At 37.3% G+C, this 23305-nt stretch carries 19 protein-coding genes; 1 reads left to right on the top strand and 18 read right to left on the bottom strand.

Features of this window, described 5'->3' with window-relative positions:
• Positions 1-60: 60 nt before the first annotated feature.
• Entirely contained in the window at positions 61-1953 is a 1893-nt protein-coding gene (locus AC2IP4_RS08540; RefSeq protein ID WP_486310189.1) for a sensor domain-containing diguanylate cyclase, read from the top strand.
• A 29-nt stretch (positions 1954-1982) separates the two neighbouring features.
• Here the strand turns inward: AC2IP4_RS08540 and AC2IP4_RS08535 are convergent, their stop codons facing one another.
• From AC2IP4_RS08535 to AC2IP4_RS08450, 18 genes are all read right to left on the bottom strand, one after another.
• Positions 1983-2945, bottom strand: coding sequence for a serine/threonine-protein kinase (locus AC2IP4_RS08535; protein ID WP_375322167.1), 963 nt, complete (start codon positions 2943-2945; stop codon positions 1983-1985).
• Positions 2942-3613 carry a PP2C family protein-serine/threonine phosphatase gene (locus tag AC2IP4_RS08530; RefSeq protein WP_105054443.1) on the bottom strand — a complete coding sequence of 224 codons (672 nt, stop codon included), beginning with the start codon at positions 3611-3613 and terminating at the stop codon, positions 2942-2944. The genes AC2IP4_RS08535 and AC2IP4_RS08530 overlap by 4 nt, the downstream gene beginning before the upstream one ends.
• Positions 3610-7131: a type VI secretion system membrane subunit TssM gene (gene tssM, locus AC2IP4_RS08525; RefSeq protein ID WP_486307158.1), complete on the bottom strand. Its 3522-nt coding sequence runs from the start codon at positions 7129-7131 to the stop codon at positions 3610-3612. Before tssM ends, AC2IP4_RS08530 begins: the two co-directional genes overlap by 4 nt.
• Positions 7132-7142: 11 nt before the next feature.
• Positions 7143-7976, bottom strand: a complete 834-nt coding sequence (gene icmH, locus AC2IP4_RS08520) for a type IVB secretion system protein IcmH/DotU (RefSeq protein ID WP_375322169.1) — start codon at positions 7974-7976, stop codon at positions 7143-7145.
• Between the two features lies 1 nt (position 7977).
• A complete protein-coding gene (gene tssK, locus AC2IP4_RS08515; RefSeq protein ID WP_375322170.1) occupies positions 7978-9300 on the bottom strand; it encodes a type VI secretion system baseplate subunit TssK in 1323 nt (440 codons plus the stop codon).
• Between the two features lie 11 nt (positions 9301-9311).
• Positions 9312-9800, bottom strand: coding sequence for a type VI secretion system lipoprotein TssJ (gene tssJ / locus AC2IP4_RS08510; RefSeq protein WP_375322171.1), 489 nt, complete (start codon positions 9798-9800; stop codon positions 9312-9314).
• A gap of 37 nt (positions 9801-9837) precedes the next feature.
• Positions 9838-11124: a type VI secretion system-associated FHA domain protein TagH gene (gene tagH / locus AC2IP4_RS08505; protein ID WP_375322172.1), complete on the bottom strand. Its 1287-nt coding sequence runs from the start codon at positions 11122-11124 to the stop codon at positions 9838-9840.
• A gap of 1 nt (position 11125) precedes the next feature.
• Complete coding sequence (locus AC2IP4_RS08500; RefSeq protein WP_105054449.1) at positions 11126-11254, bottom strand: hypothetical protein; 129 nt, start codon at positions 11252-11254, stop codon at positions 11126-11128.
• Positions 11255-11256: 2 nt separating this feature from the next.
• Positions 11257-12825 (bottom strand): sigma-54 interaction domain-containing protein, encoded by a 1569-nt coding sequence (locus tag AC2IP4_RS08495; RefSeq protein WP_486310188.1) that lies wholly within the window; start codon positions 12823-12825, stop codon positions 11257-11259.
• A 2-nt stretch (positions 12826-12827) separates the two neighbouring features.
• On the bottom strand, positions 12828-15410 hold the full coding sequence (gene tssH, locus AC2IP4_RS08490) for a type VI secretion system ATPase TssH (RefSeq protein ID WP_375322174.1): 2583 nt from the start codon (positions 15408-15410) through the stop codon (positions 12828-12830).
• Positions 15407-16444: a type VI secretion system baseplate subunit TssG gene (tssG, locus tag AC2IP4_RS08485; protein ID WP_375322175.1), complete on the bottom strand. Its 1038-nt coding sequence runs from the start codon at positions 16442-16444 to the stop codon at positions 15407-15409. Before tssG ends, tssH begins: the two co-directional genes overlap by 4 nt.
• Positions 16408-18159 (bottom strand): type VI secretion system baseplate subunit TssF, encoded by a 1752-nt coding sequence (gene tssF / locus AC2IP4_RS08480; protein ID WP_375322176.1) that lies wholly within the window; start codon positions 18157-18159, stop codon positions 16408-16410. Before tssF ends, tssG begins: the two co-directional genes overlap by 37 nt.
• Positions 18156-18581, bottom strand: a complete 426-nt coding sequence (gene tssE / locus AC2IP4_RS08475) for a type VI secretion system baseplate subunit TssE (protein ID WP_375322177.1) — start codon at positions 18579-18581, stop codon at positions 18156-18158. Before tssE ends, tssF begins: the two co-directional genes overlap by 4 nt.
• 109 nt (positions 18582-18690) lie before the next feature.
• Entirely contained in the window at positions 18691-20166 is a 1476-nt protein-coding gene (tssC, locus tag AC2IP4_RS08470) for a type VI secretion system contractile sheath large subunit (RefSeq protein ID WP_486307160.1), read from the bottom strand.
• A 3-nt stretch (positions 20167-20169) separates the two neighbouring features.
• Positions 20170-20667, bottom strand: a complete 498-nt coding sequence (gene tssB / locus AC2IP4_RS08465) for a type VI secretion system contractile sheath small subunit (RefSeq protein ID WP_105054452.1) — start codon at positions 20665-20667, stop codon at positions 20170-20172.
• A 49-nt stretch (positions 20668-20716) separates the two neighbouring features.
• Positions 20717-22267 (bottom strand): type VI secretion system protein TssA, encoded by a 1551-nt coding sequence (gene tssA, locus AC2IP4_RS08460; protein ID WP_375322179.1) that lies wholly within the window; start codon positions 22265-22267, stop codon positions 20717-20719.
• 273 nt (positions 22268-22540) lie between these two features.
• Positions 22541-22738, bottom strand: a complete 198-nt coding sequence (gene rsmS / locus AC2IP4_RS08455; protein ID WP_375322180.1) for a pleiotropic regulatory protein RsmS — start codon at positions 22736-22738, stop codon at positions 22541-22543.
• Positions 22731-23282: a primosomal replication protein gene (locus AC2IP4_RS08450; RefSeq protein ID WP_105054455.1), complete on the bottom strand. Its 552-nt coding sequence runs from the start codon at positions 23280-23282 to the stop codon at positions 22731-22733. The genes rsmS and AC2IP4_RS08450 overlap by 8 nt, the downstream gene beginning before the upstream one ends.
• Positions 23283-23305 lie beyond the last annotated feature (23 nt).

Genomic DNA, 23305 nt, shown 5'->3' with positions numbered 1-23305 from the left:
AATTAATTATATTAATTTGGTAGAATGCGACGGGTAAAAATTGGCATTTTGAATGGTTGTATGATTTATAAACAAATAAAATATTTTCTTGTTACTATCTTATTGATTGGCATCACACCGGTTTTCTATTTTTGGGGCTTGTACCATACGGAATTAAATGCCATCCAATATCAGAGACAAAATACAGCTAAGCATCAATTAAATGTTAGCCAAAAAGAGATTTATTCAATTGCTTCTGAGTTAGGGACTTCTTTAAAATTACTGTCCGATAACAGAATGCTATTGCAATTTATACAGGATCCCTCTACAAAAAATAGAGCACTGTTAGAGTCTCTTTGGTCATTAACTGCGACAAATTATGCGTACATTTCTCAGATCCGTTTTATTGGTATTAATGGAAAAGAGCTCTCCCGTCTTGATGAGCAAAATTCTCAAATTAATATAACTTCGATACATCAACTTCAAGATAAGTCTCAACGAGACTATTTTCTCTACGCACAAACTCTCAAAGCTGATGAGTTAGGTTTTTTCGGTATTGATCTAGAAGTCGATCATGGGCAAGTTATTATGCCACCGAGGCCTTCATTACGGATTTTTACTCCCGTTGAAATCGGTGAAGAGCGAAAAGGATACTTATTTTTCAATTTAGATCTTTATGAGATTATCTCAAAGTTAGAGGATTCTTTAGAGGGAAAAGATTTTGTTGAATTTGTTAATGAGAAGGGCTATTACCTTGCATCAAAAGATGGCTCTAAAACATTGGGCCATCTCATACCTCAACGAAGAAGCTATAATTTATCTATTGAAAGCCCTGAACTATGGGAAAAGATAAAATCTCAAAATTCTGGTATTTTTTCAACTAAGGAAAATGCTTACTCGTATACAAAATTAATATTTGATGGTGATTTTGCAAGTCGTTCATTTTATTTAATATTGAGTAGTCCTAATACATTACAAGTGACAAATTTAGATCATAAACTCACGTTTATTATTTATGAATCAATAATGGCAATGATCGTTATTATCTTTATATCGGTATTGATAGCGCGTTATATTGCAAAGCACAGAACGACTAGTTTGGAAAGTCAATTAGCCTTGGCTGCATTAAATGGGATGTCAGCTATTGTTATTACCGATAAAAATAACCGTATCATTAAGGTAAATGAAGAGTTCACCCGTTTAAGTGGCTGGGAAGAACATGAAGTGCTAGGGCTATTGCCATCAATATTTAAGTCAGGAAAACACAAAAAAAGTTTTTATTCTTCAATGTGGGAAACGATTCAAGCTGATGGATTGTGGGAAGGTGAGATAACGAACAAAAGAAAAGATGGAATGTTATTGACCGAAATATTACGCATTCAAGCGATTTGTAATTACGATGGTAAAATGGAGTATTTCATTGCGTCATTTGTTGATATTACTGCCCGAAAAGAACTAGAAAATCGACTTAGAGATTTAAGTGAGAAAGACGTATTAACTCAATGCTGGAATCGTCGTAAATTCGAGAGTGAATTTTTATCTATTGTTGATGAAGAGCAGACGAACAGTGAGATTGGCAAGTCTTGTTTAGCGATTATTGATATTGACCACTTTAAAAGAATTAATGACCAATATGGGCATGATGTTGGGGATAAAGTGATTACCCAGGTAGGAAGAATGTTAGATTCTGAAGGTAGAAAATCTGATTTCGTTGCTCGTATTGGGGGAGAAGAGTTTGCCATTATTCTCCCTAATACAACACTGAAAGAGGCGGATATTATTTTAAACCGTTTACGAGTAGCTATAAATTTATATGAAGGTGTAAAAATTACGATCAGTGGTGGTCTTACGGACATCTGTACCAGCAGTGAGTCAAGCTATAAGCGTGCTGATCTTGCTCTTTATGAATCAAAAACATCAGGCCGTAATCAGATCTCTAGTTTTAGTTCTGCAGAAATGGAGCAAATTGCATAGCGTTAAATTTATATCATTTTTTATCCACTTTAATGCCGTGAAAATACGGAAGTTACCTTTTGTAATAATGGTTTTTTCTTTTCTATAGTTTGTTTATTTTTAATCTCTTTAAATACAGAGATTAAGGCTTTAAAGTTTAAAATTCTTTCTGCAGGTACTGGCCCCATTGCCTGAAGAAGTAATTTATGTATCTTTTGTTGCTCTTTGGTTTTTGTCCCGACGGTACTTTCTTTTTGTTGATAGGGGTGAGTTCGAAGTAAGAGTTTATAAAGTAGAATTGAGAGAGAGTAGAGGTCACTTTTTATCGTGGGCGCATTGCCTTGAAGTACTTCAGGTGCAGCATAATCCCCACTCCATGCATGAACTTGATTAAAGTTGATCGCAAAATTATTTTTATTTGGGTCCATATTTCGGCTGATACTAAAATCAAAAAGATGCAGCTCATTATTGTTAGAGATAAGAATATTGCTGGGCTTTAAATCGCCATGGATAACGCCTCGTTTGTGGCAGTGAAGTAAACAATTTATTAATATAAATGCGTACTTTAAACGAGCATCATCAGGGATATTCTCAAAAGGGGAATCAAGCAGTAAAGACAGTAATTCTCCTTTTACCATAGGCATTACTAGAAACCCTCGTAGTGATTCTTCACACAATGCTAAGTGTTGTATTGGGACAATGTTCGGGTGTTGTAATTGATTCGCTTGTAAGTACTCATTAACTAAAAGTAAATCCGCATCATTAAATTCAGCGGATTCACTATTTAATACTTTAATAGCGAATTTATATTGTTCTAGTCCAATACTTTTCAATAATAAATCATCTACTTGATAAACAATTCCCATTCCTCCCACGCCTAAAACGCGCTTTATTTTATAGCGGCCATTGATGACTTTTGGAATCGGCTTTAAAGGCTTTTTTTTAGAGAGTGAGTTATCATCGTCAAAGTCAGACTCATCAGAAAGAAACTGGTTAATATTCATTTCAGTCATCGATTCGCCTTAATCATAATTGCGGATAGATTGTCGTTTGCTTCGGTAAGTAACACTTGTTCTTTTAAGTGGTAGCAACCTTTTAATGCGCTAGGGAGTGCCATACAGGCTTCTATCATAGAACTCGCAAGATATTTATGGACACCATCGCTAGAGAGTAAGAAGGTATCTTGATGCTGCAAGGGAACAATGCAATGATCAATGGTTAAATTACTTCCCATTCCGATTGCTTGGGTCAATGCTTCTTTGCCATTTTGCTCACGAGTATGATCTTGTGAAATTTGATAAAGCTTATTATGACGAAAGAGGTAGCAGCGAGAATCTCCGGCCCAAAGGCAAGCAATGTGCCCATTATGGGCAATAAGCATGCAGACAGTGCTGCCAATGACAGCACTGTGAGAAAGGGTTTTTTCTTGGCTCAAATGATGGTTCACTTTACTCAACATTCGTTTTGCTTTTTCAATTTTTTGTTCTATCGTTCCGTACAATAGCTCAGATTGAAAAGCATCAGTGATCATATTGCTGGCTATCTCGCCATACTCATATCCACCCATACCATCAGCTACAATCCAGATCCCTTGCTCGGTAAAGGACAAAATAGCGTCTTCATTTTTGTCCCTTACCTTTCCCTCTTCTGAGAAGTGAGCTGTTTGAAATTGCTGGCTCATCCATTAATCCTTTTTGGAAGGTAAAAATTAGTTAATATTTTTCGATTAAATGGATTAGGAGTGCGATCACTGTAAATTAAGTATTTTGCTTTCATTCCTTTATTTTCTAAATCGAGTTTAATGACATCATTTCCTCGGTATCTATTGACACTAAATTTATCAAGTACTCTGAAAAAAGCCCAAGCCCCAGAGTTCTGTTGGTTAACGACTTTTGTTCCGCTTAAGTCTTGAAGGACAAAACTTACGTACTGACGTTGATTTGTGATAGGCCAAGTAAAGCGCTTTTTTTGAATTGGGCCATGACGATAAGCAAATTTTTTCTTTCCATAATAGAAAGTTGATTGAAGTGCGCTAGCATCTAATTCAAATGGAGCGATACGGAAAGAGACATTGGCTTCTTTGCCTTTAGACCCATAAAACATTCTTTGAATGGTTAGACCGTAGTTATATTGATTTAAAAATGAACGAGATAAACCAAGGGAATGACCATGTAATGTTTTCTGCTCAAACTTTCCTTTTTGCTTATTTACGAATGAAGCTAAATAGGCATCAAAGAAAGAATCGAGAATTCCCCCATTTTGGAAAAATTCGTCAAAATCAGCAATGTTTACGTCTTGATTACTGTTTTTAAATGGATAGCGGCCGGATAATGCTACATCATAATGAGTAACTACTTTATCGTGATAGACCATTTGAATGTAGTCTCGCGAGTGATGTAAGGTGATTCCCCAAGCGTTATTTGAGATTTGTTTCCACCATTGCTGTAATGGTTGAGGAAGAGTCTCTGCCATGACTCGAATATCGTTTAATTCGTTTGGTATCCCTTGCATACGATCTCTTGCTATCTTAAATGCTGTTTGATCAGGATTGGGAGAGAACTTCACCATAGATAAGCGACCACTGAGTTCATTGATAACCACTAAGGCATCTTCAAGAGGTATGGTTGCTTGTGCTTTATCTGTTAATAGTAGGTTTAGTGGCTCAAATTGGTTACTTACCGCTTTTCTAGCACTTTGTGAGCGCTCTTCAACACTATGCAACCCAAGAGATGCTACTTTTTTGAGTTTAGTATTAATCGGTAGTTTCTTTGTCGTTTTTGCGGCATTAGATGCCAGTTGAGCTTGGTCAATAAAAGTAGTGTTTTCACGTACCAAATTTAACAACTTTAAAACCGGTTGGCTTGATCCTGTCATATTAGCGATTTGAAGGATTGCTTCGTCTATATTTTTAACGGGTTTTATTTGTAATTGATCAACGGCTTCTTTCCAATAGCGAATGTAATCATGAAAATAAAGGTCTTCTACTTCGGCATATAATGCGCGGATCTCGTTGGTACTTAAATCGCTAGATAATCCGATGACCCAATTTTCATCAATTAATTGTTTGACCTGATCGAGGCCTTTATTTAGAAATACACGTTGATACCCCTCTTGTGTATATAAACCAGGGATTAATGTATTGGTATGATTAAATATATTTTGATTTGGACCAAGGTGATCGCTTAGTTTAATGTCTCGTAAATCCATCTCCTTTGCATCTTGTTTTAATTGCTGATAAACCAATGCAGATGTATCTGCTTCTCTGAGGTACTTGCGTGATTTAGCGACTAAATTGTCGTTTAAAGAGACTGGAGCGAAACCAATATCGAGTAAATTTGCAAAATGAGTTTGTAGTGAATTTTGTTCTGTTGCAGATCCACTGTATACATAAGACCAATGGAGCCCCATCCACTGTTTTAAATAACTAGCATCTAAGTGCTCGTGCAGATTTAACATTAAATAAGCGCGTAAGGAAGGAGTAAGAAACTCACGGTTATCTTGATTATTAGTTACTTGATACTCCAGTTCGCTAGTGATTTTAGGTAGCAGTAGTTCAATTAACTGCAGATGATAAGCACTATTTGCGGCTGTTCTTAGTGTATTACCTTGCTGTAACCCTGCTATATTTTCTGGAAACTTATCCTCTTCTTCTGAGTATATTTGGGTAGCTTTTAGTAAAGCGTCAAGTGTTGGTAATAGCTCAATTGAAGGCGCTAACGGAGAAAGGTGGACAATGTTTTGATTATAGTCACCGGCTAATTCAAGTAGTTGCTGTTGTTTATTATGGTTATTTAAAAAGCTAGTTGCCCATAATGATCCAAGCCCAATAACCATAGCAAATGAACTTGCGTAGATTGCAATATTTTTAAGTTTAACTTTTTTCTCATAACTCTCGTTGAGTGTTGATAATTCACTGTTTGGGAAGATAACATCATCTAATAACTTACGAATGAAGAACCCACGTTGGTGTTGGTAAGTTGGCAATACTCGTGAACTTATACCTAGATTTTGTCCTATATTTGAAGTGCTAGAGTCGGTATGTATATTTGTCGGTGCAGGCACAGAAGTTAAATATAAGCCACGTAAGTGAGAAGCTTGATGGTAGCGCGTTTTGGTAAAGGCAAGTTCAGCGAATAATGCCAGACGTTCAGCAAGAAAGCTGAGTTGTCTTGGGAATTGCAATAATTCTGCACGTTTCATTACGTCACGTTCGTCATGTAACCTAGACATAACTTGTGAATCAATACGCAGAATTAACTTCTCAAATTCTTGTTTGATTTTATCGGCTTGCTGTCCTTCACCTTCATTAAATGTAATTCCAAATACTTGGTCCATTTCTTCACGAGAAAGCGAGGAGAAAAAGGGTTCAAACCCTTCGACTTTATCCATTTTGGTCAGTAAGAAATAAATTGGCATATCTGAATTAAGTTCATGCCTTATTTCTTGTAATCGCTCTCTTACATAACGAGCTTGTACTTCAATGCTGCTTTCATCGGGGGATTGTAAGGTGGTGATATCAATTGTTAAAACTACCCCATTAAGTGGACGACGACGGCGCTTGCTGTGTAATGCTTTTAAAAAACGGTTCCAAATAGGTTTATTTAATTCATTTTCATGTAGATCAAAAAAACGACCTGCGGCATCAAGTAATACTGCATGATTGGCAAAATACCATTCGCAATGTTGGCTGTTTTGAATATCTCTTGTGTAATGGCCATCTGTTTGGTTAAGAGGAAAATCTAGACCAGAGCATTCTAGTAGCGTTGTTTTTCCGCTGTTTTGAGGACCAATGACCATGTACCAAGGAAGTTGATATTTGACGTTATTGCTTAGTTTTCCATACAATCCAGCTCGTTTTATAGTGGCAATAGCAGTATCTAATTTTTCCTTTAATGTGAATGTATGCTCTTGTATATAGGCGAGATCTGATTGAGCTGCTTCATACGCTTCTTTATTTTCTTCTTTTTGTGCTTCGCGTTTAGCTAACCACCAAAGGGTAAGGTTGAATGAGGCCCATAATAATAAGCAGATAAAAACCGTAAGTACTTTACCTGTAGTAGTTTCGATTAGCGGGGTATTGGCGATAGCAATATGCTTACCAAATAGGCAAAGAACCAAGGCGATAAGTAACGAGCAAAGTAAGCTCCAACACCATGTCTTTTTTAAAATGGTTATTAATGAGTTAAAAAATGATTTCATCCGTGAAAATCCTATAATTTAATTTGCTGAAAAGCATGAATAACGAGTTCTGATTGCTGATTTAAAACGTAGTAAAAGCCACCATAAATAGCGCATAACGAAATAGTTACGACGCAGACAATACCAACCCATGAAGTTTGTCTTGTGAGTTTATGCCGCTGGACTTGTTTCGGTTCCCAGTTTGGAGATAAGCTTGACTTTTCATCACCTCGGAGTGAACGGATTTGTCGATATAAGGAATCTCTAATCGCGTCAAGTTCAACCAACCCTCTTGATAAAACTCGGTATTTCCCTTCAAATCCTAGACTTAAACATAAGTACATTAATTCTAAGAGGTCTAAGTACTTTGCCGGGTTACGACTAAGCTTTTCTAATAAAAGAAAGAATTTTTCACCACCATAAGTTTCATTATGAAAGCTACTCAACATACTTTGAGAAGCCCAGTGACTTTCAGAACCCCAAGGAGTAGTAACAATTATTTCATCAACAAATGAACATAATAAATAACGAGACAGTGCAACGTAGTTGTTTTCTACTCCTGAATTTAAAGCCTGAAATTCAAATGACTTCAGTTCTTCAACTAGTTTTGGTTTTAGAAGTTCAATGTCTTGATAGCTTTCCTTCTTTAAATCACAGGTGATGCAAAGCAGGGAAGAAGCGGCACTGATCAGTGGATTATTCCCTGCAAAATTATATTCTTCTGGTTTTATGCGGGCTGCATAAACCATACGGTCTTGTAACTGGTCAAATTTGGGTGCACTCGTGTTCTGAGTTAATACAGGATTAATTTGATGCGGTTCTTGCGTGATAAGAACAGTGCGGTCATCCATGTTACTGCTGTTCATATTAACGATTCCTTATTGCCCAGAAGAAGAGTGAAAGTTCAGGGAAGTCGCCTGCAATGTGAAAGGCAAACCCACCAGATTGAGTGAGTTGTGAGCGATCATTCGCGTTTAAATCTAAGGTGAAATAACAATAGTCACCATGGAATGGAACGTGTCTTGGTGCGACAGAGAGAGAGCGACATGTTATTCCTGGCAGTTGTAGGTTTACTAAGTTGCGAATTTTTTCAACTGGCCCTACTTTTAGTTGTGGTGGTAATTGCTTACGTAGGGTTTCTGCATCGGTGTGAGAGCGTGCAGCCAGAATAAAGGTCGCTTCTTGTAATAAAGTATCATCTGATATTGGCGCGATCAGTACACCGTGGTTACGTTTTTGAAGTGGGATTTCAAACGCGTTTTGTTTTAACGATTGGTTTAGTTGTTTACGAAGTTGGAATAATATTTTCTCAAAAGCGTCACCTTGTTCTTTGTGATTGTAAGCGAGTTCAAGGTTCGCTCGGCGATGAGTTGAGTCATAAGTTGAGAGTTCACCTTGTAATGACGCAAGAAGTAAGAAAAGTTCTTCGGGATGATAGTAAGAGCTTTTGTTTAAATAATTAAGGTGAGGCTCGTATTTATTTAGTAATTGTAATAATAAAAAATCACCTATTTCTGATGTCGCGTGCCCTGATTGAGTTATACGTTCTGCCAATATGTCTGCTTTATGGGTTACTAAAGTAAGCACTTCTCGTAATGATCTGTGCACTAATGAAGAGTGTAAACCATTGATAAAGCTAGCTTCAAAATTAGGGTTTAGTTGAATCGCACCTTCAGGTGTAACTTGTTTGATTTCACACAGTTTTAGTTTTACCCAATGATTATCTATTTCCTTTTCGGTAATAATATGGAAATCTAATTCGCCGCAGCTGATTGTTTGTAGGTTTTGGACTTGTGCATTGTTATCAGAAACGGTTAGGTCATAAGAGACGTAGCGTGTGTTTATTTCGGTTTCTTTTTCAGTACGAGCTTCAGGACTATTTATTGTAGATAGTGAAATAACCAAATACAGATTTAGATTGGTTGCTGGTGCGTCGGACTCCCAAATAATAGGGTTTGTTTGATGTTGAATATCAAATAAAGATCCATCCGGTAGAATACCTGAGGCTTGATTGATGACAATTTTCCCCACTGATAAATGATGATTATCAAAGCTTAATGAGTGAAATCCCCAATTGAATCTATGCTGCTGCTGTGTTCTGACTTGCAGTTGATGTTGGTAATAGCGATCATTTTGCTGAAAGTGTTGAGGGCGCAATAGCATGCCTTCTTTCCAGATTACTTTTTGCATTTATCAGCCCTCTATATACGCGTGCTATTGTTGGATGGTGTTGGTTTCTTTTTTACTCGTTCTAGTTTTACAATGGCGCTGTCTGTTGCGATTAATTCTATTTTTTGTGCTTCTTCAGGCTCTACGCTATAAATGTAATACCAATCTGCACTTTCGATATTTTGATAAGCTCCGATCACTGCAAGATATTGACCTTTGATGTCTAATTTTAGCTTGATGGTTTTTTTATCTCCTGGTCTTAGAATTAGCTCTTCTTGGGCGATAAAATCAGAGCCAAGTGTTGATTTAGCATTATTATATAAATCAAAGAATTCGGCATTTTCAAAACTGGTTATTGATGAAATTTCAATGATTTTGACGACCAGTGGAGACGGGCGTTCGACATGATCTGGGTTTAGATTTGCAGATGCATTAAGTGTTAATGCAACATAGGTTGGAGCAGGAGTATTGCTGCACGCACTTATAAAAAGTAGGGTGATGAGAGAAAACAGTTTTTTCATGATAGTTACGTCCTTTTTATCACTCATAATTTGGTTATTAAACGCGAAGCGCTGCGGATAGCATCTGTAATTGAGACTCATATTGTTTAGCAAAATCTTGCTCTAATAAGGCATTTCGCCAATCTTTATCTTTGCTTATTTTTTCATGTAATTTTGTATAGGCTTGCCAGTATTGAGCATCTGCTTTGCCGAATCGGTTTTGTACACCATCCTGAACAAAACGATATATCAAGGTTTGCGGTGATAACTTTTCAATCAAAGCATCTAAGGTGTGCTGGCAAGCGTCATGAATGGCGAGTTGATTGGCTTGGATGTCTTTACAGCTTTGGTTGATGGCTTCGATACCTTGTAAATAGCCAGGTTTATGATTAATGATGACATTTAAGGCATCATTGACATCATGACTAAATTTAATAGGATTATTTCCTTGTGCTTGAATTGTGGTCGCATTAGCAGTCAGTTTGTTTTTAATTTCAGTTCGGGTGCGAAGTAATTGCTGAATACCATTAACAGAACTTCGTAATGCCGATCCAATATCAAATAGAGTTTGTTCTGGATTTTCTAAATTTGCTAATTCGATACCAAGCCCTTTTGATAAGGCTGCTAAATAAGCATCATTATGGTTTTCTGTTGGCGTTATCTTAGTTTGCTCAGTTTTTTGTGGTGACTTTTTAGTCTCTACTTTTTCTGAGTCATATGATTCGATGGGTTGTGCTTCAAGCTCAATATCTTCATTGATGATGTCGTCTTTGAATACAGGTGAAATGAATTGCTCTTTGAGTAAAGTGTCATCAACAGTTGCTTGAGATGGAACGGTATCTTCAACTTGTTTTAGAAGTATTTCTTCATCGCTATTTAGTAGTTCCTCGATTGGAGTGTTACTTAAAAAACTGTCATCAGGAATCATGTCAAAAACTGATGGATTTTGTTCGGTTCCGTGATTAGCTAACGGATCTAGACTGCTGTTGTTGTTTATTTCAGGCGATAAATAATTAGTCGGATCTTGAAGGATGCGAGCTCTAATTTTAATGAAACCCAGTTCGTATACATCGCCGTGAGATACTGGATGTAATTCACCACTGTTTAAAGAGGCATCTTGTCCATTAAAATAAGTGCCATTCGTGCTGTTATCGGTAATGAAATATTGGTCGTCGTCATAGCTTATAGAGACATGAACATTGGAGAGCTGACGTTTGGAGTCAGCAATGTACCAATCGGCATTAGGACTACGACCGATGGTGCCACCTGCTTTTTTGAACGTAAATGTTGGCAACGTATCGGTAGGAAGATCGTGTGATTGAATTATATCAAAGGCCAGTTCCATGTTATTCCTCCTCTGAAACTAGGGTTGTTTGTTCTTGTGGTTCAGGATCGCCAACAGGACGGTAATCATCGTAATTACTGCATGCTGAAAGCAGTGAAATTGTTATGAGTAGTGAAAAGCGTAACAACATGCTTAATATCTCCATTCCTTGGCGGATAAATTGAATTTTCTTAATCGATAATCGAGAGAGCCTTTTGAAAGCTCTAATCTATTTGCGACGGTTTGCAGGTGTCCTTGGTGTTTTTCTAAATAAGCCATTAAGACCGTTTTTTCAAATTGCTCTATTTGAGAAGAAAGACTGCCAGTTTGTTGGTTTTCATTCTGTCTTTGGGGGGTCATCATCATGAGCTCGTTTAAGACTTGAACGATAACGTTTTTGTCCAGTTTCTTGCTTTCTGGTGCCTCCATACAGCAGCGCTCAATGATATTTTTTAATTCACGGACGTTACCGGGAAAAGAGTAGGTTGTTAGATATTCAATAAACTCTTTGGTTAATTCTGGTGTGGCTTGGTGTTGTTCTTGTGAATAATTATTGGCAAAGAAATGACTGAGTAATGCGACATCACCTTCTCTTTGTCTTAGAGCTGGAAGCGCAATAGGGAATTGAGCCAATCGAAAATAGAGATCTTGGCGAAATTCTCCTTGCTCTATTTTCTTTATTAAAGCTTGATGTGTTGCTGAAATGACTTTTACGTCCACATCATAAAGCGTGGTGGATCCAAGAGGTCTTACTTTTTTTTCTTCTAGTACACGAAGTAATTTTGCTTGTAATGAACTTGGCATATCCCCGATTTCGTCTAAGAAAAGAATGCCTTTATCTGCCGAGCGTATTAGTCCTATGTAATCTCTATCTGCACCTGTAAATGCGCCTTTTTGATACCCAAATAGCTCGCTTTCTAATAAGTGCTCTGGAATAGATGCACAGTTTTGAACGACATAAGGTTCATTTCTACGATTACCAAATTGATGGATAGCTTTGGCAATAAGCTCTTTACCGCTGCCAGTTTCTCCTGTTACTAAGACATTTCGATTAATATGCAATGCTTTAGATATGGTTAAACGAACTGTTTTTATGGCTTGGCTGTTACCAATAATATTGAGGTCTGAAGGTATATGGGTATTGCTACCATGTGATGTCAGTCTTTCTTCTAATGATTTTTGTTGTTTCTTTAGCGCAGAGGCTAAGCGATCGACCGCTAAAGAATTCAGAGTATGGATGGTTTGTCGGTCACTTTGTTTATAGGAAGAAAAGCTTGGATAGTAGAACATCAATACACCCGAGACTCGCTGTTGAGTATTTTTTAAGGGCATAAATTCGACTTCACCATCGGTTAATGAATAATGCTCTGATTGTTCAAAAAGCAAATCCTTAATTTCTTCGCTGCATTGGCTAAAATGAAGATTAAAATTGCGTCCTTCTGCCATGCAAAGAGTTAAGGTATTGAATTCTCGGTAGTCGGTATTAATACGCTTGTTTCTAATATGGTTATGCTCTAAATAGCTTAACTTAATTATACGTTGCTCATTACGTTGAGTATGACCCTCTGCCATTTTAAAGAGTTGTGTTCCTGATACTTGAGATAAGAAACAAATTACCTTTTGAGCACTGCTATGCTTAAGAACACCAGTTAACCAACACTGAGTAAATTCACCCAATTCGTCGTATTGGTCATTGATGATGTCCTGCCCTTGTTTTGACATGATCATTCCCCAAATTCACAAAAGACGTGTCCATCGTCGTCAATGTCGATAGATATTTGTTTTAGAGGTTCTTGTCGAGCTAGTGCGAGTAAGATCTGTGATGAGAATGCTGGTTTTAGCTGAGTATTGATAATCGCATCTATATTTCTGGCGCCTGTTTCAGTTAAGGTGCAACTTTTTGCGATGTGCTGAATGATATTTTCTTTATAACTAAGCTTTATGTGCTGTTTCGTCAGTTGTGTTTTTAGTTGCTCTAGACGAATAGCAACTAGTGCTTCCATGCTTTCTATATCAAGGGGAAAGAAAGGAACGACATTCATTCTACCAACTAACGCCGGTTTAAAATATTGATTTAAGGTTGGGCGAATGGCTTTTGTAAGCGCTTCTGTTGTCGGTTTATCTTCTTGATTGCAAAGAGCTTCAATATGATCTGAAGCGAGATTAGATGTCATTATGATTAATGTTTGTCTGAAGTTTATTTCACGACCTTCACCATCATTAGCCGTTCCTTTATCAAAAATTTGATAGAAAATATTCATTACCTCAGGGTCTGCTTTTTCTACTTCATCTAATAAAATTACGGAGTAGGGTCTTTGACGTACCGCTTCGGTTAATACGCCGCCTTCACCATAACCAACGTAGCCTGGAGGTGAGCCAATTAAACGAGAGACGGTATGCTTTTCTTGAAATTCTGACATATTGATCGTGGTAAGAAATTGTTCTCCGCCATACATTAAATCAGCAATAGCTTGGGCTGTTTGTGTTTTACCTACGCCACTTGGGCCAACAAATAGGAATACTCCGGTAGGTGCATTGGGATTATTAAGTCCGGCTGCGGTTGCTTGGATTGCTTTTTCTAAAGCGACAACGGCTTGGTCTTGACCCTTAATTTGTTCTTTAAGTTGTGCTTTGATATTTAATACTTGGGTGGCTTGACCCCGTTGTAAAGTACTCATAGGAATGCCAGTCCAGTGAGAGACCACTTCAGCAACCAGGGATGGAGAAGTTTCGTAATTAACTAAAGAACCTGATGATTGGGCTTCAATAAGTTGTTGGTAAATCTCTTGTTGATTGTAGATTAAACGTTCGCGGTCTTTATCATTAGCACATTGTGATATATCAATTCTTGATGTTAATAGAGCCTCTGCTAACTCTTTTTGAATTGACCATTGCTGCTCCAACTCTTCAGCTTGATGTTGGGTTTGAGTCAGCGTGGATTCAAGATTAAGAATAATATTAGTATCAATAGAAAGGCCAGCTTGCTGATCTCTTATAACGTAATCTAGTTCACGTTGAGTAATGGCAATGGTATGTAAAAGGGCTTCTAATGATTCAGGCTTGGCTTTTAGGTTGATTTTGACGCGAGCACAGGCCGTATCAAGAAGATCTATGGCTTTGTCTGGTAGTTGTCTACCACTAATGTATCGGGCTGATAATTCAGCTGCGGTAATAATTGCATCGTCTCGAACATAAACACCATGGCTTTCTTCATAGCATCCAGCTAATCCGCGTAATATAGTTACGGCTTGTTCTACGGTCGGTTCATTCACTTTCACTGGTTGGAAACGTCGTGCCAATGCAGGATCTTTTTCTATGTATTTTTTATATTCTGACCATGTAGTGGCACCAATAGTGCGAAGCTCTCCACGGGCAAGAGCTGGTTTTAGTAGATTTGCTGCATCATTACTTCCTGCTTGGCCACCGGCCCCAATAAGCGTATGTGCTTCATCAATAAAAAGAATGATGGGGGTAGGGCTTTCTTGTACTGCGGTAATAACGGAGTTGAGCCGACGTTCAAATTCACCTTTAATACTTGCTCCTGCTTGCAATAACCCTAAATCGAGCGATAGAAGAGAGACATGTTCTAATAATTCAGGAACTTCACCTTGTACTATTTTTATGGCTAAACCTTCAACCAGTGCGGTTTTTCCAACGCCTGCTTCGCCGACAATCATTGGGTTGTTTTTACGGCGACGAGCTAAGATGTCGATCATTTGTCTTATTTCACTGTCTCGACATAGAACTGGGTCTATTTTCTTTTCTTTTGCTAATTGAGTGTAATTGGTTGTATAGGATTCAAGCGCACTTTGGTGCTCATTGTTCGTCCATTTTTTTTGTTCTGCGGAATTAATTAAACCTTCGACTTGTTGTTTTAATGATGTGGCTGGAATAACACTTAGTTCTCGATAATAGGGTGTGTGTCCATATTTATTAGGATGAGTAAGCAAGGTTAATAATAAATTAGCTGCAAGTATTTCGGAGAGTTGCATTTCAAGCATGGAATATAAGTAGCTCTCTTGTAGCCACTCAATTAAAGCGGTAGAAAGTACAGGATGATTACTTTCTGAAGAGGTGCTTTTTCTACCGTGTTGAAGTGCTTCAATTAAATGCTCGGTAGGGACATGATATTGCAGACAGGCTTTGTTCCAAAAGCTTTGGGGGTTATTGAGTGCTGCAAGAATAAAATCTTCGCAAAGCACTTCATTTCCTCCACGAGTAACACAGAGTTGAGCCGCTTGCTCTAAGGCTAAGTGTGATTCTTTATCTAATGTTTTAATGAGTTGAGGTAATTCTACGTTAATCATAATGTCTTTCCTGAAAGTGTAATACGGCCTTCATTAGCACTTGAACCTAGCCAGCTCGTCCAACCTAAGCAGCATTCATTGCTGTCTGATAGTGTTAATGGACGGGGTTCTCCGTTTTTTAAATGAAGTTGAATATCAAAATCGAGTGGATCTTTGACGGTAAATTGAACTAATCTGTTTAAGGTAATCCAGTTCGGTTTATCGATTAAAAATGAATGGAAGTGCTCCCATGTTAATTGCGTAATATGGATACGAAATTTATTAGCACGATCAGGAGCGCTGTCTCCGAGTACTGAGCTGCTTGATAATGATGCGTTGCTTTGCCCTAAAGCACAGAGTTGCGTTGTCGGGATCTTACAGTGACGCAAAATACACTCCTCAATGTAGATATCAGAATGTTGAAAGTAGTAACGTAATAACGCTTCAATCGTATTGGCTGAACGCACTCGTTGACTAAGCAGACCTAAATAAGGAAAAAGTCGTGGCCAATTAATGGATTGGTCTTCTCTGAGTTCTTCACTTTTTAATCCTAATAATGCAAAGATATACTGAGAGAAAGGGTCATTAGCTCCTTCTCTAAATGCCGCGTTATATCGGTATTTTTGCCATACGGTTCGAATGAGGCGATGGAGGCGGTGATGGAAAATATCTAAGAATGGCTTAAGAACATTATTCTCATCTTGTGATAAATAATCATTATAGTAATGGGGTAATGGCGATGATGCCCCGATCAGAGAAAGCATGTTTAGCGTTAGAGTCACTTTTGGTAATTTATCGCTATGTATTGCGATAGACACCGATTGGATTTCTCGTGGCGCAAAGCCCTGTGAAGCATTCGCAATAAATTGAATGCGCTCATACGCTAGATCATGAGGTAAATCATAATGCAGACTCAATTGGTGGCAAATATGATCCAACGCTTTCATTAGTGATAAATGGCCGATGTGTTTGATCGAAATATCAAGATCTTCCACAAGAGTTGTTATTTGTTTGAGCATTAGATTAGAGGTTGCTGTCCCATTCGTGGTTGCCATGAATAGTCTCCTCCATCAGTACTTGTTACGTTAAGTTGGTTAAATGAATTCATACTGGTGTAAAGAGAAAGGAATTCATTGATAACACTGGCAAACAAATACAGCTCACCCTCACATAGAAAGTGTTTACTATTGAGCTGTAAATGCGTATTCATTGCTCGAACAGGAGCACCTTCATAAAGCATATCGCTTGGTTTTGTGGTTATGTTTTCGATGCCATCAATCAATCGTTGGTGTTTTTTCCCTTTAGCATCATCTTGCTGCCCTGCAAAATCATAAGCCAATAAGATACGCTTGAATGCTTCTGGCTTTGTTAGCGATAAATAGTTGAGAGACATATTTGAGATCAAAGACCAGAGTCCATCTTTTTCAATGGGGGGCGTATAACAAGGAGTGACGGCACGAATGTTGGTAAACTCGACAGAGCCTGCCGTTTGCGATGTGGTTTGGGTTATCGAATCAATTGCTAAACGCTGGGCTAAAGGGCCATTACATGCAGTAACACCAAGGGAAACTGTTATATTATTGGTAAAGGTATACTGAGAACGGAATGATAAATAGGTATCAAAATGCCCAGTTACAATGTTCTTTTCTTGTCGAATACTGTAATAGTTTGAATATTTATCAGAATCGTTATGTTCAAAAGATTCGAAATGATAAAAATCTATACGTCCTTTTTGACCAGGGTTCCAGCCATGGACTTCTTCAATCGATAAAATAGTGCTTTGATTGTCATTTAATGATGAGGGCTTGATCTTATATTGATCTTTACGATGTGTTAATAAAAGTGGCTGCGTATCTGTTTTAAATGAATTTACAATCGGTGTACAAAACAGTTCTGGTTGTACGCGATTAGCATAAAAAGGTTGGTGAGTAATATTGGCTAAAGTGAATTTGATATCTACGTATTTACAGCCTTCACTAAACGAAGCTGGCCAAACTGGCAACTCGGTTAAGTCAATGTAGTAATATTTTTCAGGATAACAAAAAAACTCTTGGATATGACGATAACCTTCAAATGTGTTTAGCGGGTAATCAAAGAGATTTTGATCAGTAGAAAAACCAACCGATTGAATGCTTTCTGTTGGAAAAGTACTGCGATTAATTAGTTCTTGGTTATCATTTAATGCACAGAATTCAGCTTGAGTTGTAGCAGAGCGTAAGGCCATGATTAAAGAAAGGCAGCTTGCTTTATCACCATTAAAATGAACTTTAAGTTGTGACATACCTAATGAATTAAGGTTGATACCAGAGGCCAGTTTCAGACGAAGTTGATATATTCCTCCGTTTCCATTTGCCGTAAATGACGAAGAATGAATAGAAATAGGATAAATATCAATGTCATAACACGTTTTGAATTGGCATTGAATACCATCAATAGGCTGACTTAATACTTCTGTTCCTCGAGGAATTCGTGTCTTTTGTGTTAATTCACTGGTAGGAGTAAATTTTAATGTACTCATTGCAGGTATAGCTTGGACGTAATTTGGCCAAAGCAATCGCATAAGTGAATGAGTTAATTCCGGTAATTGATTATCTAAACGTTGGTGTAAGCGACCAACTAAAAATGCAAAACCTTCAAATAAACGCTCAATATCAGGGTCTAATCCTTCTTGTCCAAGAAAGGGAGCTAACGCTGGATTTTCTTCAGAGAAAGACTTCCCAAGCTCTCGTAAGGCAACCAGTTCTGATTGGTAATGCTGGTTAAAACTCATGCAGCACCTTGCATATTATGGTGAATAGATTTTTGACCACTTGTTTGGGCATGGGTTGTAAATGAAATAGGGACACATTTACCATTGAGTGTAATGTCACCTTGAACATCAAAATAGAGGTGAAGTGGACTATGGATATCTCCTAAATAATTGACTTTGATATTGGTGATGCGTTTTTCGTAATGGTGGATAACTCTTTCAACCTCTCTTTTTACATGGATGATCGCGTCATGAGGGGTCATATGAGACATATTGAGATCGGGTAAACCTAAGTCTGGGCATATAAGTGCATCACCTTGTCGAGTTGATAATAATTGAGCTACATGAGATCGAATAGATTCAGTAATGTCGAATGATGTAGAGACAAGATTGTGTTGCGTTGCTCCTGTTAATAATCGTTCAAATAATCGTTGTGCTGCCATGTATAATTAATCCTTTAAATTGTATTAACGTATAAATAATTTTATATATCAATTATTTAAAACCCTCTGTATCTATTTCTGAGTGATAAATACAGAGGGGGAAACTCTATTATTCTTGATCTAACTTACCAACTAATGAGAGCGTGAAATCAGATCCCATGTATTTGAAGTGAGGTCGAACAGATAGGTTAACGCGATACCAACCAGGGCTTCCTTCAACATCGCACACTTCGATATTTGCAGCTCGTAGAGGTCGGCGACTACGAACTTCTGCTGGTGGATTTTCTTGATCGGCGATGTATTGGCGGATCCAAGAATTGAGCTCTTGCTCGAGATCGGTTCTTTCTTTCCAGCTGCCAATTTGTTCGCGCTGTAATACTTTAATGTAATGAGCTAGACGACTAATAATGAACAGATATGGAAGTTGAGTTCCTAGGCGATAGTTAAGTTCTTTATTTTTACCTTCTTCACTATTACCAAAAAATTTAGCTTTTTGAACTGAGTTTGCAGAGAAGAATGCGGCATTATCAGATCCTTTGCGCATAGTGAGCGCAATAAAGCCTTCTTCAGCCAGTTCGTATTCACGACGGTCTGATACCAATACTTCGGTTGGGATTTTGGTTTCAATATCGCCCATACTTTCAAAGTGGTGGAGGGGGAGATCTTCAACTGCACCACCAGATTGTGGTCCGATAATATTTGGGCACCAACGGAAGTTAGCAAAACTTTCGGTTATACGGGTAGCCATGGTAAAGGCAGTATTGCCCCATAAATAATCTTCATGAGTTGCAGAGACGTTTTCATGATAATTAAATGTTTTAACAGGATTATCTTCTGGGTCATAAGGCTGACGTAATAGGAATCTAGGTAAGGTTAAGCCAACGAAGCGAGAATCTTCTTGCTCTCGAAATTTTTGCCATTTTGTGTATTGTGGACTTTCAAAGTGATCACTTAGATCTTTTAAATCTGGTAATCCTTCAAAAGAGTCTAAACCAAAGAATTTAGGACCGGCTGCTGAAATAAAGGGAGCATGAGCCATTGCTGCTACAGAAGCCAAGTTTTGTAGATTTTTAATATCGGGCGCAGAAGGGCCAAAGTGATAGTTACCAATAATAGCGCCGACAGGTTGACCACCAAACGTGCCAAACTCGTTAGTATAGACATGCTTGTAGAGACCTGATTGGGTAATATCTGAGGCATCTTCGAAATCCTCTAATAAATCATTTTTTGATATGCTAATGACTTCAATTTTAATGTTTTCACGAAAATCGGTACGATCAACTAGTAATTTTAATCCTCGCCATGAAGATTCTAACTGTTGAAATGACTCATGATGTAGGATTTCATCGACTTGCTGACTTAGTTTTTGGTCGATTTCGGTAATCATTTTGTCGATAAGTGCTTTTTTAACCGGTTCTTCTTGGTTTTTTGGTTTTAGTAGCTCTTCAATGAAAGCACTGACACCACGTTTAGCAATACCGTAGGTTTCATCTTCTGGTGTTAAATTAGTTTGAGCAACGATTTGATCAAGAAGGCCTATAGTGATTTCACTTTGTGCTTCCTGTATTGTGCTTGTATCTGACATGAATTATTCCTTTTCCTTTGCTAAACCTAATTCGTTTAGTAATTTTTCGCGTGCACTTTCATCAACTAGAGCATCTTCAATCGCTTTTCTAAATGAAGGTGCATTGCCTAATGGGCCTTTTAAAGATACAAGAGCTTCACGTAAATCCATTAAGCCTTTTAATTCAGGCACTTGTTCTACAATGCTGGCAGGATCAAAATCATTGATTTTTTTAAATGAAAGATCGACCGCTATTTTTTCAGGGCCTTCGCCATCTTGAAGTTGGTTTTTTACACCAAATGAAATATTCAGATTCTGCTTTTCAATGACATCATTAAAATTGCTTTTATCGACACTGAATGGTTTTCTGTCTTCGAGTTGTCGTTCATCGTCTTGAAGAGTGAAATCACCCAGTACCATCATTTTTAGTGGCAATTCAAGCTCTTCGGCTGAATCAGAGGTTGCTGGTTTGAATGTCACATTTACACGCTCTTTTGGCGCGACAGATCCATCTTTTGACATGGGAGCTCCTAGATTTGTAATTTAAGAACAGCTCAAATATATAAACTGTTTAGTCATTAAGTACTCGTATTGGATTTAAGCAACAGAGTCGTTCACGTAAGGTTATTATTAATTGGGTATCTTGTTTTTTCACAGGAAGTTTGCTTTGACAGGTAAGCCAAAGATCTAATAAACGTTCTTCAAGTAAGGGATCCCACAATGTTAATACAGAATGTGAGTATTGATTATCTAACCAACGAAGAAGAGGGGCTGCGAGTTCGTATTTGTTTGCATGTAACAACAGTGTTGCTTGTGAAAACTGCCAAAAGAAAGCTTCTCGTGCAGAGCGAGATTGGTGATGCCCAATAATAAGAGGCTGTAATACATCACTTAAAGGTTCTTGTTTTAATAAAGGTAATGCTTCTTTGAGTACTAAGTCCCACTCACTTGATGTGTTTCTTTCGGTAAACTGTGGTTTTGATTGGGTTTGGCTTGTATTTTGAGAGCAATGTTGTTCGATCCATATTTGTGTTTCTGGTTTAGCAAATTCAGAACCATCATCAAATTTAAGATCTGTAATTTTAGGGGCTTTCTTGATAAGTAAGGAAAGCTGATCTGTTACAGATTGAGCGGCATCGTGATAGTTTAATTCAGACAAGGTTTCCCATGCCATGAAATGGCCATCAAGCCAGAAAGGAGACTTAGATAGACTCTCTTCAAGGTCTATAAGCAAGGCTGTATGATTTGCTTGATTTTTTAGTTGAATTAAATGCTGTTGTCTTGCTTGTGGAACAGGTTTGAGCGCCGTGATGTTATCGTCGTTACTTGACGGCGTTTGAGTGATAGTGACCCAGGTTAATGTACGACTTAATTGATAAGCTTTTTCGTCACCAATGTTCTGATTAAGCCAATATTTTGAAAGATTACGAGTGACCTCTTGCAGATGACGTAATGCTTTATTTGCATCACGTTCATTAGCGATATCTGCATGTGATAATGAAATGCTTGTTGAGTGAGATATAGTATTAATGGATTGAGTTGAAGGTGTTTTTATTGGTTCAATTGTTGATGGTGTAGCCTCTGATGTTACTCGTTTTTTATGTTTATTAACGTGGCTTATTAATAAAGAAAGAGTGTCTGTTTTTGACTCGAAAATAGAAATTATTGATTCATCTAACTTTAATAAAATATCTATTAGATTATCAATAATTTCAATGTCTAGCATATTGCTAGTTATTGATTTAGTTTCTTCATTAATAACATTAACTATTTTGTTAATAGAGGAATATTGTTGTTTTGCTCTTTTTGGGTAAATGTTATCTCTATATTTAATGATGAATTCATTAATTAATGTTAAAAGAGAAATATAATCAATAGATGATGAAATATGCTGAAATGAAAGTAACATCCAATAAAGTACACGATAGTCTTTACTGTTTTTTGATATTAAATTCAATGAATTAACGTGAACCACCTGCCAGTCTGTTTTGCTTGTGGCAAAAAGATCTGTGGCTTTGTTTATTTCATTCTCAATAGATTCAAACTCAGGTTCATAAGTAAAATCTATGCCTAAGCGATCCTCTTCTGATATGTCAGTGAGGATTTCATTATAAGAAAACATATTTACCCTAGCTAATACCAGTCGATGTAAGCATTAGATTGCTTTTTATCAATACTGATATGATGACGTTTTAATTATTTATTATTGATTTGATTGTTATTACAAATCTATTTATATATAAATATTAAATGGCTAAAATAAAATAATAAAGAGGAATAATTTTCGATGAAAATTAATTGGGAAATAGATCTAATTTTTATGAAAACAAATCAAATAGAACTATTTCATAAAGGTTTGATTAGGTTGCACTCGTCTCAAAAATGAGTCGGATGTCTATTTATTTTCGAAATCATTAAGCACTATTTTTAACGCGCTAATTGCTGTTTTGATTTCAACATTATTATTTTCTAATAAATAAATTAAATCTACGGCGAGTTTTATGTCATCAGGAGCGTTATCAAGAGGACTATTTGTTTTTTCTGCACCCACAATAGTCTCTGTGTTTTTTGTTAGTTTAGGTTTATTAGTCATTCTGCTCTCGATAAGTTATTTGTTGCTCTAGGCGTTTCATTGCTTCTTTACAGCGTTGTAATCGCTTTTCTGTGGTTAAGAGTGTTTTTTGTAATCCTTGTTGTTGAGCAAATGAATTACACTGATTCACAGTATGTTCTTGCTCGCGTACCATTTGAGTTAATCGACGCTCCCATTCTTGATGTTGGGCTAAGTCTTGGTACATATCACTAATTGGTTTTTTATAACTGCCTTTTGGACGAGGCTCATTAGAGCGAATACGTTGAGTTGCTACTTCGCGCTGAACGGCTTGGATCTGTGAGACAAGCATTTGAGTTAAGTATTCAGCGCGTTGTGCTGTGAGAATGTTTGATTGTTCTTCACGCTGTATTGATTTGAGTGTTTCTTTTGTTTCATTGATACATGGAACAAGGTAACGACTTCGGCAGCCAAACAATCGTTCATCAAATAAAGGTAAACGTTGCTCACCGCGACGACGATCTATTTCAGCAGCCGTTTTACCCAGTTGCTCAAGCATGATTTCAATAGAACTAAAATTTGTCATATGAACCTCGGCATAAACAGAGT

Source organism: Aliivibrio thorii (genome assembly GCF_057368585.1).
This window is presented reverse-complemented; position numbering and strand designations above follow the sequence as displayed.